The organism is Paraburkholderia sp. NPDC080076 (assembly GCF_050281145.1).
Lineage (GTDB): Bacteria > Pseudomonadota > Gammaproteobacteria > Burkholderiales > Burkholderiaceae > Paraburkholderia.
Genome location: NZ_JBNNWQ010000001.1, coordinates 90,763 through 104,716, shown reverse-complemented (window position 1 = coordinate 104,716; position 13,954 = coordinate 90,763). Strand labels below are relative to the sequence as shown.

12 protein-coding genes are annotated in these 13,954 nt (G+C 63.0%); 6 read left to right on the top strand and 6 right to left on the bottom strand.

Going from position 1 to position 13,954, the window contains the following annotated elements:
- Positions 1-23: 23 nt before the first annotated feature.
- Both ACQKRQ_RS00405 and ACQKRQ_RS00400 read right to left on the bottom strand, forming a co-directional pair.
- Positions 24-1,133, bottom strand: a complete 1,110-nt coding sequence (locus tag ACQKRQ_RS00405; protein WP_427474637.1) for an alkene reductase — start codon at positions 1,131-1,133, stop codon at positions 24-26.
- 235 nt (positions 1,134-1,368) lie between these two features.
- On the bottom strand, positions 1,369-2,628 hold the full coding sequence (locus ACQKRQ_RS00400; protein WP_427474636.1) for an MFS transporter: 1,260 nt from the start codon (positions 2,626-2,628) through the stop codon (positions 1,369-1,371).
- A gap of 185 nt (positions 2,629-2,813) precedes the next feature.
- On the opposite strand from ACQKRQ_RS00400, the gene ACQKRQ_RS00395 reads away from it, so the two are divergent.
- Positions 2,814-3,731 carry a LysR family transcriptional regulator gene (locus ACQKRQ_RS00395; RefSeq protein WP_427474635.1) on the top strand — a complete coding sequence of 306 codons (918 nt, stop codon included), beginning with the start codon at positions 2,814-2,816 and terminating at the stop codon, positions 3,729-3,731.
- Between the two features lie 19 nt (positions 3,732-3,750).
- On the opposite strand, the gene ACQKRQ_RS00390 is transcribed toward ACQKRQ_RS00395, so the two are convergent.
- From ACQKRQ_RS00390 to ACQKRQ_RS00380, 3 genes are read right to left on the bottom strand one after another with little or no spacing between them, the layout of a single operon-like run.
- Positions 3,751-4,065 (bottom strand): AtuA-related protein, encoded by a 315-nt coding sequence (locus ACQKRQ_RS00390; RefSeq protein ID WP_427474634.1) that lies wholly within the window; start codon positions 4,063-4,065, stop codon positions 3,751-3,753.
- A 1-nt stretch (position 4,066) separates the two neighbouring features.
- The gene (locus ACQKRQ_RS00385) at positions 4,067-5,425 is read right to left on the bottom strand and encodes an acyclic terpene utilization AtuA family protein (protein ID WP_427474633.1); all 1,359 of its coding nucleotides are present in this window, start codon (positions 5,423-5,425) and stop codon (positions 4,067-4,069) included.
- 25 nt (positions 5,426-5,450) lie between these two features.
- Complete coding sequence (locus ACQKRQ_RS00380; protein WP_408180211.1) at positions 5,451-6,755, bottom strand: CitMHS family transporter; 1,305 nt, start codon at positions 6,753-6,755, stop codon at positions 5,451-5,453.
- A 99-nt stretch (positions 6,756-6,854) separates the two neighbouring features.
- Between ACQKRQ_RS00380 and ACQKRQ_RS00375 the strand changes: the two genes are divergently transcribed.
- From ACQKRQ_RS00375 to ACQKRQ_RS00355, 5 genes are all read left to right on the top strand, one after another.
- The gene (locus ACQKRQ_RS00375) at positions 6,855-7,748 is read left to right on the top strand and encodes a LysR family transcriptional regulator (protein ID WP_132378756.1); all 894 of its coding nucleotides are present in this window, start codon (positions 6,855-6,857) and stop codon (positions 7,746-7,748) included.
- Between the two features lie 158 nt (positions 7,749-7,906).
- Positions 7,907-8,413: a DUF2844 domain-containing protein gene (locus tag ACQKRQ_RS00370; protein WP_132378758.1), complete on the top strand. Its 507-nt coding sequence runs from the start codon at positions 7,907-7,909 to the stop codon at positions 8,411-8,413.
- 30 nt (positions 8,414-8,443) lie between these two features.
- Entirely contained in the window at positions 8,444-9,772 is a 1,329-nt protein-coding gene (locus tag ACQKRQ_RS00365) for a DUF3443 domain-containing protein (protein ID WP_427474632.1), read from the top strand.
- A gap of 317 nt (positions 9,773-10,089) precedes the next feature.
- Positions 10,090-10,908 carry an alpha/beta fold hydrolase gene (locus tag ACQKRQ_RS00360; RefSeq protein ID WP_427474631.1) on the top strand — a complete coding sequence of 273 codons (819 nt, stop codon included), beginning with the start codon at positions 10,090-10,092 and terminating at the stop codon, positions 10,906-10,908.
- A 395-nt stretch (positions 10,909-11,303) separates the two neighbouring features.
- Positions 11,304-11,534 carry a hypothetical protein gene (locus tag ACQKRQ_RS00355; protein ID WP_132378762.1) on the top strand — a complete coding sequence of 77 codons (231 nt, stop codon included), beginning with the start codon at positions 11,304-11,306 and terminating at the stop codon, positions 11,532-11,534.
- An 89-nt stretch (positions 11,535-11,623) separates the two neighbouring features.
- Here the strand turns inward: ACQKRQ_RS00355 and ACQKRQ_RS00350 are convergent, their stop codons facing one another.
- Positions 11,624-13,852: an NADP-dependent isocitrate dehydrogenase gene (locus tag ACQKRQ_RS00350; RefSeq protein WP_427474630.1), complete on the bottom strand. Its 2,229-nt coding sequence runs from the start codon at positions 13,850-13,852 to the stop codon at positions 11,624-11,626.
- Positions 13,853-13,954 lie beyond the last annotated feature (102 nt).

Sequence of the window (13,954 nt, the reverse complement as noted above, 5' to 3'; positions counted from 1 at the left end):
ATCCGCTTCGACAAGCAACGAGCTTATGCGCTCACCGCCTCTTCTTCATAAAACGGATAGTCCGTGTAGCCCACTTCCGTGCCGCCGAAAAACGTCGGCCGATCGTACGTATTGAGGGGCAACTTGCGGCGCAACCGCTCCGGCAAATCCGGATTGGCGATGAAATCGCGGCCGAACGCGACGAGATCGGCATCTCCATCAACAAGAATCGCTTCCGCCGAATCGCCCTTAAAACCACCCGCAGCGATGATCGTCCCCGCGTAGTGCCGGCGGATCGTCTGCGCGGCGACCGGGTTCGGATCGCGGCTTTCATCTTCGACATTGCCGGCAATGCGCGGCTCGATCAGGTGCAGATACGCGAGATCGAGCTTGGCCAACTCGGCCGCAACGTAGGTGAAGAGACCGACCGGATCGCTGTCCGACATATCGCCCCACGACCCGCTCGGTCCGAGACGCACGGCGACCTTGTTGCTGCCCCACACGGAAATCACCGCACGGGTGGCCTCCATCAAAAAGCGCGCGCGATTCTCGAACGACCCGCCATAGGCGTCCGTGCGCTTGTTGCTGCCATCTTGCAAGAACTGGTCGAACAGATAGCCGTTCGCAGCGTGCAGTTCGACGCCGTCGAAACCCGCCTTCACGCCACGTTCAGCCGCCGTGCGAAAACTCTCGACGATCGCCGCAATCTCGTCGATCTCCAGCGCGCGGTTCGGCGTGTTCGGAATCCAGCCGGCCTTGGTATAAGCGACGCCGCCGTGCAGCACTTCCGACGGGCCCACCGGCCGGCGTCCTTCAGGCTGCAATTCGGCATTCGACTGACGTCCTGCGTGATAGAGCTGCAGGAAGATCTTGCCGCCTTTCGCGTGCACCGCATCGGTGACTTCGCGCCAGCCGGCGATCTGGCTGTCGTCGTAAAGGCCGGGGGCGCCGAGGTAGCCGTTGCCATCGGGCGCGGCAATCGTCGCCTCGCCGATCAGCAATGCGCCCGCGGAAGTGCGCTGCGCGTAATACCCGGCCATCAGGCGACCGGGGCGCGCGCCGTCTTCGGCACGCATGCGGGTCAGCGGTGCGAGCACGACGCGGTGTGCGAATTCATAAGGTCCTACTTTGACGGGGGTAAACAGCTTGCTCATGATGTTCTTTTCTCTTGAAGTCGATCCGGTGAATGATTGCCGCCGAGCGCTTCACGGCGCTGTCCGGCGTTGATTGACAATCTATAGGCGCGGCCCGCGCAGAAAAACGGGCCGCCGCTCCGAAGACTTCGGAGCGTGCAGTCCGCAATGCGCCGAAACCCTTGCGCCTGCTGGACTGCACTCCCATCACCGATTGTTTGGATTGCGCGGCAACTGTGTTTCAACAGCGTGCCGGCTACTTGTCGAGCACGTCCTTCAGGCTCGCGTGACGCGTGCTGAACGTCATGATTACGAGCATGCTCAGCACAGCTAGCAAGCCGCCGAAGTGCATCGTCGAGGCGATGCTGAGGTGATCGACCACCGCGCCGCCGGCCAGCGAGCCGAGCGCGATCGAAGTCTGCACGGTGCTGACGAACATCGACGAACCGGCTTCAGGGCGGTCCGGCGAAGTCCATTGCATCCAGATGCTCAGGCTCAGCGGAATCGCGCCGTACGCGATGCCCCACGCCATCACCGCGGCGATCACACCCACACGCGAGATTTGCAGCATCGGCAACGCGAACAAGGTGAGCGCCATCAGCGCGCCCAACATCAGCAGCGAGACCTTCAGATGGCGCGTCACTACAACGGAAACCGCGAAATTCGCAGCGAAGCCGACCACGCCGAAACCGAGCAACAGCGCCGTGACCCACGACGGACCGAACGCCGCATTGCGCTCGAGGAACGGCGCGATGTACGTATAGGCCGCGAAGTGCGCGCCGAACAGCAACCCGACCAGCCACAGACTGCGGCGCACGTTCGAGCGTTGCAGCATGGCGCGGAAGTCGTTCATGCGGATTGCGGCCTTGGGCGGCAGCGACGGCAGAAATACGGCCTGCGCGGCCAACGCGACGGCGGCGAGCACCGAAGTCGCGATGAACGACATGCGCCACGAACTCAAATCGGCGATCAAGGTGCCGAGCGGCACGCCGATCACCGTCGCCAGCGTGATGCCCATGAATATTGTCGCGCCGGCGCGGGCCGCCTGGTCCTCGCGCACGAGTTGCCCCGACGCGCCGAGCGCGACGGTCCAGAACCCGCCGAGGCTTGCGCCCAGCAACGCGCGGCCCACCAGCATCACGGCGAAGCTCGGTGCGATTGCGGAGATCACGTTCGACGCGAGCAGCAGCACGGCCAGCAGCAACAGGATCAAACGGCGGTTGATGCGCCCCGCGGCAAGCAGCAGCGCCGGCGCCGAGATCGCGGCGATGATGCCCGGCGTCGTCACCATCAGTCCTGCTGTGCCGGGCGTGACGCCGAGATCGTGCGCGATCTGCGACAACAAGCCGACGGGCATGTACTCCGTGGCGACGAAAGCGAATGAGCCGACCGCGACGGATAAAACCGCGGCCCATGACGGTCCGCGCGTGGCCGCCGCCACGGTCGGCATGAGCGGCGTACCGTCGCTCGCGAGTGCCGGTCTCGCGGACGAGCTGGCAAATTGATTGGCATCCATGGATGTTTCTCCGATTCAGACATTGAAATTGAGGGCATTGCGTCCTGAACGGAGAGTAGGAGGATCGATGGGGAATGTGGCTCCCCTTCACCGCGACAGACGGGCGACGCGCTATCATCGGAGCGCGACGGATCGCGCGAAGCCGCTCATCCACGTTGCACACACCCGTTGGGGAGGACCTCGACTTGGCGCTCGGCAACATCAACGACATCGCGACCTTCGTCACCGTGGTCAAGGCCGGCAGTTTTACGTCGGCGGGGCAGCAACTCGGGATCACGCGCTCGGCGGTCGGCAAGATCATTGCCCGTCTCGAAGCACGCTTGCAGGTGCGGCTGCTGCATCGAACGCCGCATAGTCTGGGACTCACGGACGACGGCTCCGTGTTTTACGCGCGCTGCACGCAGATACTCGAAGACCTCGAAGAGACCGAGACGGCCATGGCGGTGCGCAGCGGGACGCCGGCAGGCACGTTACGCATCAGCCTGCCGATTGCGCTCGGTCACCGCCAAGTGTTGCCGATCATCACGTCGTTTCTTGAACGCTGGCCGGCGGTCAGCGCCGAGGTGAGCTTCACGGACCGCTTCGTCGATCTCGTCGACGAGGGGATCGACGTCGCCATCCGCGTCGGCGAACCGAAACCGGACTCGCGGCTCATCGCCCGCACGGTGGCCACGCAAAAGCTGATCACGTGTGCGTCGCCGGCCTATCTGGCGAAGCGCGGCGCGCCGCTCTCGCCGCTCGATCTCGCGCACCACGAGTGCCTGCAATTCGTCAGCCTGGGACGACCGCAACCGTGGCTCTTTGCCGGCGTCGAGCAACAGGTCGTGGAAACCGGCGGCAGATTGAAGATGGACAGCGCCGAGGCTCTAATCGGCGCGGCGGTGAAAGGCGTGGGCATCATCAATCTGCCCACCTATCTGGTTGCGAGCGAAATCCGCCAAGGTCGCTTGCAACCGTTGCTGCAATCGTTCGCAGCGCAGGCGCTGCCGATTCGCGCAATCTATCCGACGCGCCGGCACCTGACTCCGAAAGTGCGGCTTTTCATCGATGAGTTGATCGAAGCCTGGCAGCCGGTGCCGCCTTGGGAAGAAGCGGACGCCTGAAGGCGGCCGCATTCGCGTACTACGCGGCCGGCGCCTCGACATCGAGATCCATCAACGACGAACTCAGCGACTTGCCGTGTGCGTCGAGTGCGAGCGAACGCGTCACGCCGCCGCCGAGCGCATTGCCCAGCACGAAGTTGAACGCGGCAATCGCGGGCAGGTCGTAGCGCGCCACCTCGCCCTGCACTACATCACGCAGATGCGCTTTGACCCGCTCCGGCGTCAGCACCGTGCGTAGATGTTCGTAGTTCTTCGCGTCATAGCAGACCACCGAGATGTTCAGCGTATTGCCTTTGTCGCCGGTACGCGAATGAGCCAGCTCACGTAATTTCATCTCACGCCTCCACCATCGAGAATGCCGGCGTCACATGCTCGCGCGGCAGTAAAACCGATTGCACCGCGACGACTTCGCGCGCCAACTTCGTGACGCCGCCTCCGCCTGCCGGACCATTGGTGTAAAGCGTCTCCACCTCGTTGCCGATCCGCACCGCTTCCGCGAGCGAAGCCGTGCGCCCCGCCACTCGCACACGCACCTCGTACGGCTCGGCATAACCGGCAACCGCCGTTTCGCCATGCAATGCGTTCACGCCGATCAAATCGAAACGCAATTCACGCGTCTGCACGCCGGTCAGCGTGAGCCGTTCCCGCACTATATCGAGCGCGAGCCGCGCGCGCGCCAACGCGCCGGGACCGCCGTACGAAATTTGCCCTTCGCCGATATAACCATCGAAGTAAGCAACCGACACCTTCAGCGTATCCGTGTGCGGCGTGCCTCGTCCGCCGCTCACGCGAACGCGATCCGGCGCTTCCTGCGCGACACGCACCTGTGAGAAATCCGCGACCACATCCGGTTGCAGATAGCGCTGCGGGTCATGAATCTCATACAGCAGTTGCTCCTTGCAGGTCGCCTCAGTGACTCGTCCGCCGGCTTGCGCAAGCTTGGTGACGACCACCGCGCCGTCCGGCCCGACTTCGGCAACCGGAAAGCCGAGTCTCGCCAGGTCAGGAACATCCTTGAAGCCCGGATCCGCAAAATAGCCGCCGGTGATTTGCCCCGCGCATTCGAGCAGATGGCCGATCACCGTCGCCTGCCCGAGCGTCTGCCAGTCGTCCATGCGCCAGCCGAATTCGTGAATCAGCGGCGCGACGAACAGCGACGGATCGGCCACGCGTCCGGTCAACACGATCTGCGCGCCGGCCACGAGCGCATCGACGATCGCGCTCGCGCCGAGATACGCATTCGCGGACACGAGCCGATCCTTGTAGTCCGACACACGCTCTCCGGATTCCACGAAGCAGAAATCGCCCTGCCGAACGACGTCGAGTACATCGTCGCCGGTGACCGCTGCGATCTTCACCTCGCCAAGCCCTAGCGAGCGCGCGATCTCCGCGGTCTTGCGCGCCGCCGCGAGCGGATTCGCCGCGCCCATGTTCGAAATGATCCGCACGCCGTTGCGCAACGCGGCGGGCAGCACCGCCTTCATGCGCGTTTCGAGCAACGGGTCGTAGCCGAGTTGCGGGTCCTTGCTGCGCGCCTGCTGCGCGATCGCAATCGTGCGCTCCGCGAGGCACTCGAAGACGAGGTAATCGAGCGCGCCGTGCTTCGCCAGTTCGACAGCGGGTTCGATGCGGTCGCCGGAATAACCCGCGCCCGCGCCGATGCGCACGGTCCGTTGAGTTTGAGTGGCTGTCATGCTGGTCACATCCATTCGGTGAAGCTCACAGTGAGAATATCCCCAGCGCGACGCAGGCGATCGTCATCACGATCGACGCGCCGAACAGCAAGGGGAACGTGAATTTCTGATGGTCGGCGAGATCGATCCCGCACAGGCCGACCACGAGGAAAGTGGCGGGTGTCAGCGGGCTGACTGGAAAGCCGGTGGTCATCTGGCCGAGCAACGCGGCCTGGCCGACGTGCACCGCGGGCACGCCGAGCTGGCCGGCCACTTCGGCGATCACCGGCAGCACGCCGAAATAGAACGAGTCGGGGTCGAACAACATGCTGAGCGGCATCGACAGCAAGCCGAGCGCGACGGGAATATGACTGGCCATCGCGGGCGGCACGAAACCGACCGCCGACTGCGCCATCGCCTTCAGCATGCCGCTGCCTTGCATCACGCCGGTGAACACGCCGGCCGCGAGCAGAATGCCGGCCATCATCAAGGCCGCGCGGGCATGCGCGTCGATCCGTTTGCGCTGCATGTCGACGTTCGGATAGTTCACCATCAGCGCGATGCACAGGCCGACCATGAACATGATCGCCGGCGGAATCTTCTCGCCCATCACGACCATCGTGCCGAGCACAACCAGCGTCAGCACGATGTTGAACCAGAAGTTCTTTGGCCGGCGCAGCGCCTGCTCTTCGGGCGTCAGTTCGCGTTTAGGCATGGGCACCGAACCGCTCGCGGCCGTGAGACCGAGGCGTTTTTCCTCGCGCCGCCCGAGCCAGAACGCCATGCCGAACACGAATACGAGGCCGATCGCCTGCACCGGAATCAACGGATTGAACAGAGCCGAGATGGGCAGATGAAGCGAGGCGGAGGCGCGAATCATCGGCCCCGTCCACGGCAGAAAGTTGATGCCGGCCGCCATCGAAACCGCTGCGGCCAGCACGCGCCGGTCCATCTTCAGCCGATCGTAGAGCGGCAGCATGGCGGGAATCGTGACCAGAAAGCACACGGCGCCGGAGCCGTCCAGATGGATCAGCAGCGCGAGCAGCGTGGTGCCCATCACGATTCGCGTGGGCCGCGTGCCGACCGCGCGCAGAATGCGGTCGATGATCGGATCGAGCGTGCCCGCGTCGGTGATGGTGCCGAAGTAAAGAATCGCGAACACGAACATGCCGACGACCGGCGCAAGACTCTTGAGCCCGTCGATCACGAACTTGCTGGTCTGAAAGCCGAAGCCGCCGATGAGCGACGCCGCAATCGGCACGATGATGAGCGCCACCAGCGGCGACATGCGTTTCGACAGAATCGCGCCGAGCAGCACGACGATGGTAGCGAGCCCCAGTAATGGCAGCATGTGCTTGTCTCCGAGATTGTTTTTTACTGCGATCCAGCGTAAGTTCGAAGCGGCTATAAATCAATTGAAATGATTTGATCGCAGCAATTACAAACTATCATGGATCTGAATCTTCGGGACATCCGCGCGTTTATCGCCGTCGCGCAAACCGGCAGCTTCACGCGCGCGGCGACGCGGCTGCATCTGTCGCAACCGGCGTTGACGGTGCAGATTCGCCGCCTCGAAGAAACGGTCGGCATGCGCCTGTTCGACCGCAACAGCCGCAATGTCGCGCTCACGCCGACCGGCCGTGAACTGCTGCCGCTCTTGCAAAAGTCGCTGCATGACATGGAGCACGTGCTGATCGACGCCCGCGCGCTCGGCGAAGGCGCGAGCGGCACCGTGCGGATCGCCTGCCTGCCCACGTTCGCGGCCAGCGTGTTGCCCGAACTCGTGCAGGGCATCAAGAAGGCCGTGCCGCGCGTGAGCTTCCATGTACGCGACGTGGTCGCCAGCATGGTCAATACATTGGTGCGCAATGAAGAGGTCGATATCGGGCTGACCGGCGGCCCGCTCGACGACGCCGCTTTCGAGGTGCTGCATGCGGGCATCGACCGGCTGGTTGCCGTGTTCCCAAAGCGGCATGCGCTTGCCCGGCGGCGGCACATCACGCTCGCTGATCTTGCCGCCACGCCGCTCGTGCTGACCGCCCAAGGCACGAGCGTGCGGACAGTGGTCGACAGCGCTTTCGCTAACGCTCACTGCACGCCGGAGATCGCGTGCGAGCCGACCTACATGATGAGCGCGGTCGCGATGGTGCGCGCGGGACTCGGCGTGACGATCCTGCCGGCGTCGGCCCGCGAAGTCAGGGCGGAGCCCGAACTGATCGTGCGCGCGGTCGACGACCCCGCGTTCACTCGCCCCATCGCTCTCATCAAAAAACGCGGCCGGACACTGCCGCCCGTGACGGAAACCTTCGTTGCGATGCTGATCGAGAAACTCGCCGAAGATTGAACGGCGGATGCGCGTTACCTTTCATTTTCAAACAGAGCCCGATTTCCACCATTTATCGTCTGATTTAATCAAACACGCTCACGCTAATATCGGCTTCGCGCGAGTTCGAGGATAAATAACCGCTCGCGCGTATTCTCCAAAACTTCGAAAACGAAAAAATGATAATGAGTCAATTTCGAATACTCGCGGTGACCGCGGCGTCGTTTGCTCTGGCCGCTCCGGCGTATGCGGCATTGGGTGGCGCGCCGACCTATCCGGTTACGGCCAGTAGCACGAGTGCAGGGGCGGCTAACCAGAATAGCGCGGCGGTGGCGCGCTTCGCCGCTAGCGGCAGTGCGGCCTCGGCGAGTTACACCGTGAGCCAGACGACGCTGCCATCGGGCACCGTGGTGAGCGAATACATCGGCGCGGGCAATACGGTCTTCGCGTTGAGCTGGGAAGGCCCGACCATGCCGCCGCTCAAAACGCTGCTCGCCACTTACTTCCCGACCTATGTCCAGGCACTCACCGATGCCCACGCCACGCAAGGCGGCGGCTACGGGCCCGCCGTCGTGCATCAGTCGGCGCTGGTCGTGGAGACCGGCGGCCATATGGGCGCCTTCGTGGGCCGCGCCTATTTACCGCAAGCGCTGCCGCAAGGTGTGAGCGCTGACGACATCAAGTAACTCATTAAAATCATTAGAGAGAGAACAACAGTGCGCAAAATCGCAAGGATTATTGCCGCGGCGCTCGGGCTCGGATTGGCACTCAATCTCGCCGGCTGCGGCGGCGGTGGCGGTGGCTCCAGCAGCAACTCCACGGCAAATGCACCGGCTGCCGCCAGCGCGCCGACGGGACCGGGCGGCACGACGTCCAATCCCCTTACCAACGACTCGACACCCAATGTACTCGCCGTCGACGCGTCTGCCGTGCCGACGCCGGCCGGCCCCGGCAACACGATGTCGGTGACGGTGAGCGGAACGGGCATTCACAACCAGCCGATGGTCAGCGTCAAAATCTGCGCGCCCGGCTCCAACGCGACCGCGAGTTGCACGACGATTCCGAACGTGATTGTCGATACGGCATCGTTCGGGCTACGTCTGGTTCGCTCAGCGATTCCGAATGCCACCTTCAGTGCGCTCACCGCCGAAACGGATCAGTCGAGCGGCCTGCCGCTCGCTGAATGCGCGTTGTTCGGCAGCGGCTATGCATGGGGTTCGGTGCATCTCGCGGACATCGCGCTGTCGAGCGAGATTGCACCGTCGGTGCCGATTCATGTGATCGGCGATTCAGCGCTGACCCTTGCCGCGCCGAGCGAATGCCAGGTAGGCCGGCCACTGGCCACCGCGGCCGATCTCGGCGCCAACGGCATTCTCGGCATCGGCGTGAGCCCGACGGACTGCGGCTCGCAGTGTGCCCTGACGACGCTCTCGCAGTTCTATTACACCAATGCCGGCAATGCCACCTCGGTGCCCGTCGCAAAACAGATCAGCAACCCGGTCGCGCGATTCCCGCAGGATAACAACGGTGTGATTCTGGAAATGGCGCAGGTGTCCGATAGCGGCAGCACAACGGCTCAAGGCACGCTCGTGTTCGGCATCGACACGCAGGCCAACAACGTGCTGAACGGCACGGGCGCGCCGATTATCCGAACGGACCTGAACGGCGACTTCACGTCGTCCTATGGCGGCACCACGTTCACGCAGACGTTCTTCGATTCGGGCTCGACGGTGCTGTTCTTCCCGGACACGACCATCGCGCGCGACGTGTCGTCGGGATACTACATTCCGGCTGCGACCGTGGGCCGTACCTCGACGCTGGCGGGGACCAATCCGGCGAGCGTGACACTCGGCTTCAATATCGCAAACGGCGCGACGCTGACTTCATCGGGGAATAACGCATTCAATAATCTCGGCATCTATATGACCCGGCAGTTCGACTTCGGTTTGCCGTTCTTTTATGGCCGTCATGTGTATTACGGGATTTCGGGCCGCGCTTCTTCGGGCGGTGGCACGGGGCCATATGTGGCGTACGTTTCTAGCTAAGTGTCGATAATCCCGCGCGGTGGTTATCGTCAATCCCGTCGATATCCACCGTTCGCGGGACATGCAAAAGCTCGCTTGACGGAGCAGCAATCAAAACAGTGCAGACCGCACGCCTTTTTTCCGTTGTCCCGGGGGGTTCTCCAAGCGTGATCTGATCGTGACCATCGACCCGAATGGGGTGGTATCGGATGTGAGTTACGAGTCGTCCGGTATGCAGTGACAGCGGACTTGTCGGCACGCAAAAACTCGTAGGTCGGTTGATCTTCTGGTGACAACGCTGGCAACCTAGCGAATCCCATACAGCGGAGACAACAGCGATGGAATCCTCCACCAACCCGCACGACGACGACCTCGAACACTTCGAAGCGCACGGCGCGGCGCCGCTGCCGGTCCCGAGCGACGAAGGCTATGCCGAGCACGAAGGCGCGCGAATCTGGTACGCGTCGTATGGCGCCGGCGCGCCGGTGATTCTGCTGCACGGCGGTCTCGGGCACAGCGGCAATTGGGGCTACCAGGTGCCCGCGCTGCTCGGCGCGGGGCATCGCGTGGTGGTCGTCGACAGCCGCGGCCACGGCCGCAGCACTCGCGACGCGCGACCCTACCGCTACGAGCTGATGGCGTCCGACGTGCTGGCCGTCATGGATACGCTGCAACTCGAACGCGCTGCGCTGGTAGGCTGGAGCGACGGCGCCTGCGTCGCGATGGTATTGGGCAGCACCGCGCCGCAGCGCGTGGCGGGCGTGTTCTTCTTCGGCTGCAACATGCACCCGAGCGGCACGAAGCCGTTCGTGCCGACGCCGGTGATCGAGCGCTGCTTCAGCCGTCATGCGAAAGACTATGCGCAGCTATCGTCGACACCGGACGACTTCGAGGCGTTTGTCGGCGCGGTCAGCACGATGATGAAAACCGAGCCCAACTATTCCGCCGACGATCTGGCTCAGATCGATGTGCCGGTCGCGATCGTGCAAAGCGAGCACGACGAATTCATCAAGCCGGAACACGCCGACTATCTCGCCCGCAGCATTCCCGGCGCGGAGTTGATCCTGCTGCCCGGCGTGAGCCATTTCGCCCCGCTGCAACGGCCGGCGCAATTCAATCGCGCAATGCTCGATTTCCTGCGCCGGATCGCGGGTTGATTGGGACGGCGGCGCTCGTCACGCTGCTTTGCCATCCGGCCCGCCCGCGCGAGGGCCGTATCAGAAACCCTAAAATTTCACGATGCGGAACGATCGCGCGCTTCGTAAAAAATCGTGGTGCGTGGCACAAAACCGGCATTTCGCAATGTCGCCCCACGTTGCACATCGCGAAACACAGACGATAAGCCTTTATTTTTGCAGGATATTTTTTGATAAAACGAGGCGTCTAACAACCACTTGCGACACTACCTGCTGACGTAGACTCTTTTACAAGAGCCGGTGCTTCAGTAGTCGAGCGGAGTGGGATAGGCGGAAACATAGTCTGAAGAATCCCAACCTGTGAAACGAAGCCGCCACGGCATCGCGGTTTTTAAATGGCAATTGGGAGACTAAAAATGAAAGGCTTTCGCTTCGGTTCGAATCAGGGTGCTTTCTACATTTTGCCGGGCCACGACGGCTGGGAGGCAACCTACGGCAACGAAACGCTCGGTGAATTCGCCAGCCCGCAACAGGCGGCCGACGACCTCGCACGCGGCTTGATCTGCCCGCATCTCTCGGAAGGCGACGACACGTCGACGCTGGAAATTCCAGAGAAGCTCAGCGATTGGGAAATCGTTCACGTGTGACGGCCGGTATGGCCGCTGCTCACGTTGGAGTAAAAACGACGATGGCGCTCGAAAGCGCCATCGTCATGTTTACCGCTTACTTCGTTGCTTTAAGCAACCGCGTCCACGATCTTGTTCAGCGTGGCGCTCGGGCGCATGGCCTTGCTCGTCAGTTCGACATTCGGACGATAGTAGCCGCCAATGTCCACCGGCTTGCCTTGTGCCGCACCGAGTTCTTCGACGATCTTCGCTTCGTTCTCAGCCAGTGCCTTCGCCACGCCGGCGAACTGCGCTTGCAGCGCAGCGTCTTCGGTTTGCGCGGCCAGCGCTTCCGCCCAGTACATCGCGAGGTAGAAGTGGCTGCCACGGTTGTCGATACCGCCAACCTTGCGCGCCGGCGACTTGTCGTTGTCGAGGAACTTGCCGGTTGCCTGATCCAGCGTCTTGGCCAGAACCTGCGCCTTCGGGTTGTGATAGGCGCTGCTCAGATGTTCGAGCGACGCGGCCAGCGCCAGGAATTCACCCAGCGAATCCCAACGCAGGAAACCTTCTTCGACCAGTTGCTGAACGTGCTTCGGCGCCGAACCGCCCGCGCCGGTTTCGAACATGCCGCCACCGGCCATCAGCGGAACGATCGACAGCATCTTCGCGCTGGTGCCCAGTTCCATGATCGGGAACAGGTCGGTCAGGTAGTCGCGCAGCACGTTGCCGGTGACCGAGATCGTGTCCTTGCCGGCGCGGATACGCTCGATCGAGAACCTGGTCGCTTCGACCGGCGTCATGACGCGGATGTCCAGACCGTTGGTGTCGTGGTTCTTCAGGTATTGCTCGACCTTCTTGATGATCTGGGCGTCGTGCGCGCGCGCCGCGTCCAGCCAGAACACGGCAGGCGTGTTGGTGGCGCGGGCGCGGTTGACCGCCAGCTTGACCCAGTCCTGAACCGGTGCGTCCTTGGTCTGGCACATGCGCCAGATGTCGCCCGCTTCCACCGATTGCTCGATCAGCACCGTGCCGGCCGCGTCCGTCACGCGAACCACACCGTTTGCCGGGATCTGGAACGTCTTGTCGTGTGAACCGTATTCTTCAGCCGCTTGCGCCATCAGGCCGACGTTCGGCACCGTGCCCATCGTGACCGGGTCGAACGCGCCGTGCTTCTTGCAGTCTTCGATCACTGCCTGATAAACGTCCGCGTAGCAACGGTCCGGAATCACGGCCTTGGCGTCGTGCAGCGCGCCGTCCGCGCCCCACATCTTGCCCGACTCGCGGATCATGGCCGGCATGGACGCGTCGACGATCACATCGCTCGGCACGTGCAGGCTGGTAATGCCCTTGTCCGAATTGACCATGGCCAGTTGCGGACGCTGTGCGTATTGCGCTTTGACGTCGGCTTCGATCGCTTCGCGCGTTTCAGCCGGCAGGTCTTTCAGGCGCGCGTACAGATCGCCGATGCCGTTGTTCGGGTTGAAGCCGGCTTGCGCCAGCACGTCGGCGTGCTTGGTCAGCACGTCTTTGTAGAACACCGACACCACATGACCGAAGATGATCGGATCCGACACCTTCATCATGGTGGCCTTCAGGTGCACCGAGAACAGCACGCCCTTCGCCTTCGCGTCGGCGATTTCCGCTTCGATGAAGCTGCGCAGCGCGTTCTTCGACAGCACGGAAGCGTCGATGATCTCGCCTGCTTGCACGGCGGTCTTTTCCTTCAGGACCGTCTTCGAGCCGTCGGCGGCCGTGAGTTCGATCTTCACCGCGCCGGCTGCCGCGATCAGCGCCGATTTTTCGCTGCCGTAGAAATCACCGCCGCTCATGTGCGCGACGTGCGACTTCGAGTCCGCGCTCCAGGCGCCCATCTTGTGCGGATGCTTGCGTGCGTAGTTCTTGACCGACAGCGGCGCGCGGCGGTCCGAATTGCCTTCGCGCAGCACCGGGTTGACCGCGCTGCCCTTGATCTTGTCGTAGCGAGCCTTGACGTCTTTTTCAGCGTCGGTATTCGCGACGTCCGGGTACGCCGGCAGCTTGTAGCCCTGATCGCGCAGTTCCGTGATCGCGGCCTTCAGTTGCGGCACCGACGCGCTGATGTTCGGCAGCTTGATGATGTTCGCTTCCGGACGCGTCGTGAGTCCACCCAGTTCCGCCAGATCGTCGGAGCCCTTCTGTTCCGCGCTCAGGTAGTCGGGAAATGCAGCGATGATCCGGCCGGCAAGCGAAATATCGCGCGTCTCGACGATCACGTCGGACGAGCGCGTGAACGCCTTCACGATCGGCAGCAGCGAGTAGGTCGCCAGAGCAGGCGCTTCGTCGGTAAGGGTGTAGATGATCTTCGGCGGTGTGGACATGTTCGGTGCTTTGCTAGGTGAAGTGTTAGACAGAGCGTTGGGTGGTGCCGACCGGCGCGTTGCGGCAAAACAACAAGGCGGCGCGACGCACGGCACTACTTT